General features: G+C 68.8%; 2 protein-coding genes. Both read right to left on the bottom strand.

Features of this window, described 5'->3' with window-relative positions; translation table 11 throughout:
• Positions 1 to 73: 73 nt before the first annotated feature.
• Positions 74 to 901 (bottom strand): IS21-like element helper ATPase IstB, encoded by an 828-nt coding sequence (istB, locus tag AC3ET3_RS35995; RefSeq protein ID WP_432140171.1) that lies wholly within the window; start codon positions 899 to 901, stop codon positions 74 to 76.
• A complete protein-coding gene (gene istA, locus AC3ET3_RS35990; RefSeq protein ID WP_432140172.1) occupies positions 901 to 2151 on the bottom strand; it encodes an IS21 family transposase in 1251 nt (416 codons plus the stop codon). Before istA ends, istB begins: the two co-directional genes overlap by 1 nt.
• Between the last annotated feature and the right edge of the window lie 106 nt (positions 2152 to 2257).

Raw genomic sequence — 2257 nt, 5'->3', positions numbered from 1 at the left:
TGTCGGCGGCGGCTGAACTCTGACCCACTTTGGGCGGTTGAATCCTGACCCAGGTGGTGTCTGCTGCGGTTGTTCAGTCGTTGTCGGTGGCGTCGTGAGGGATGCGTCCGAGTTCGCGTCCCTTCATGCGATACGAGTCGCCCTTGAAGGAGTGGACCTCGGCGTGATGGACGAGGCGGTCGATCATCGCGGCCGCGACGGTCTCGTCACCGAAGACCTCTCCCCAGCGCCCGAAGGGCTTGTTGCTGGTCACGATCACCGAGGCGCGTTCGTATCTGTTCGAGATCAGCTGGAAGAACAGGTTCGCCGCCTCGGCTTCGAAGGGGATGTAGCCCACTTCATCGATCACGATCAGCGGGTAGCGGCCGAGCTTCGTGAGCTCGGCCTGGAGGCGTCCGGCCTGGTGGGCGGCGGCCAGGCGGTCGACCCATTCGGACGCGGTGGCGAAGGCGACGCGGTGGCCGGCCTGACAGGCCCGCACTCCCAGACCGATGGCCAGGTGTGTCTTCCCGGTGCCCGGCGGGCCCAGGAAAACGGCGTTCTCCTTTCCGGTGATGAAGTCCAACGTGCCCAGATGTGCCAGCTGTTGGCGCGTCATGCCGCGCAGATGGGTGACGTCCAGCTCCTCGACCGTCTTGATCGCCGGGAAGCGGGCCGCGCGGACGCGGGCCTCGCCGCCGTGGGACTCGCGGGCACTGACCTCTCTCTGGAGGCAGGCGACGAGGTATTCGGCATGCGTCCAGGACTCTTTGCGGGCCCGCTCGGCGAGCCGTTCGGCGGCGTCCAGTAGCGCCGGGGCCTTCATCGCCCGGGCGAGAAATGCGAGGTCAGCGGCGGTCTGCTGACCGGTGCGGCGGCTGGTGGCCGGGGTAGTGGCGTCGGTGGCGGTGCGAGCGGGCATCAGCCGGCCTCCTGGTTGTTGCCGCCGTCGATGACGGTGAAGAGTCGGTCATAGGTGCCCAGCTCGCGCTGTTCGACCTCGACCACGTCTGGGGCCGCTGCCGCGCGGGCAGCTGCACCGTGCTGACGGTGTACTTCGCGGCGCATCACGTCGCCGGCGGCGGCGTGATGCGGGTCGGTGAGGGTCTGGTGGCGGGCCCAGCAGCGGGGATGCCGGGCCACGATCTCGCCGCCCTGGGCCAGGACGATGACCTCGTCGTTGTCGCAGAGCACGGTCACCATCCGGCCGATCGCCGCGGGGTCGACGGAGTAGTCGCAGGTGTCGACGCGGACGTAGTGGTCACGGCCCAGGCGGATCTGGAACCGCCACCAGGACGGCGGGTCGACGGGTGGCAGTGCGAGCATCCCGGCCCGATCTGCCTCCCACCGGTCGCTCGGACGGGCCTGCAGAGTGCGGTGGACGCGCCGGTTGGCGACCTTCAGCCAGGCGTCCAGCTGGGTGTTGAAGTCGTCGGGGCCGGTGAAGTGACGGCCCGGCAGGAAGGAGGTCTCCAGATAGCCGTTGGCCCGCTCGACCAGCCCTTTCGCTTCTGGATCCCGGGGCCGGCAGAGGTAGATCTTGGTGGAGAGCAGGCCCGCGAACGCGGCGAACTCGGAGGTGACCCGGCCCTTGCCGACGCCGGCCTCGTTGTCCCAGACGAGCATCTTGGGGACGGCGCCCCAGGCGGTCAGCAGCCGCCAGTGCCCGTCGATCAGGTCCCCACTCCGGCGCGAGGGCAGCATCCTCGCGGCGATGATCCGCGAGTAGCCGGACACCATCACCAAGACCGGCGGGCGTCCCGTCTGCCCGTAGCCCAGCGGGATGTCGGCCTCGGGGAACCACAGGTCGCACTGGGCCAGCTCGCCCGGCCGATACGTCGTCCGGGAGACCGGATCCACCGGCAGATAGGCGGGCCGCAGCTCACGCACCCGTTCCTTGAGGATGGTCATCCCGCGCTGCCAGCCGATCCGCTCCGCGATCACGGTTGCGGGCATCGTCGGCGTTTCCCGCAGCAGCTCGCGGATCTGCACCTCGACCGCGTCCACCGCCGAGCCCTTCGCCGCACGCTCGTACTTCGGGGGCCGGTCATGCGCCAGCGCGCGTTTCACCGTGTTCTTCGAGATGCCCAGGTGCCGGGCGATCGCCCGGATCGGCATCTGCTCGGCCCGGTGCAGCCGGCGGATCTCTGCCCAGTCCTCCACGTGGATCACCTCTTCCCTCCTGACCTTGATCACCAAGGCCAGGGTCAGATGAAGATCACCAAGTGGGTCAGATTTGATACGCCGTCAGTGGGTCAGGGTTCGGCCGTCGTCGAGA

The sequence above is a fragment of the Streptomyces sp. bgisy159 genome, assembly GCF_057707805.1.
Note: the sequence above shows the minus strand (reverse complement) of the source record. Positions and strands in the feature narration are given on the sequence as shown.

Bases quoted from the DNA above. Each gene is read 5' to 3' on its own strand.
- istB (WP_432140171.1), bottom strand. From the start codon at position 901: ATGCCCGCTCGCACCGCCACCGACGCCACTACCCCGGCCACCAGCCGC.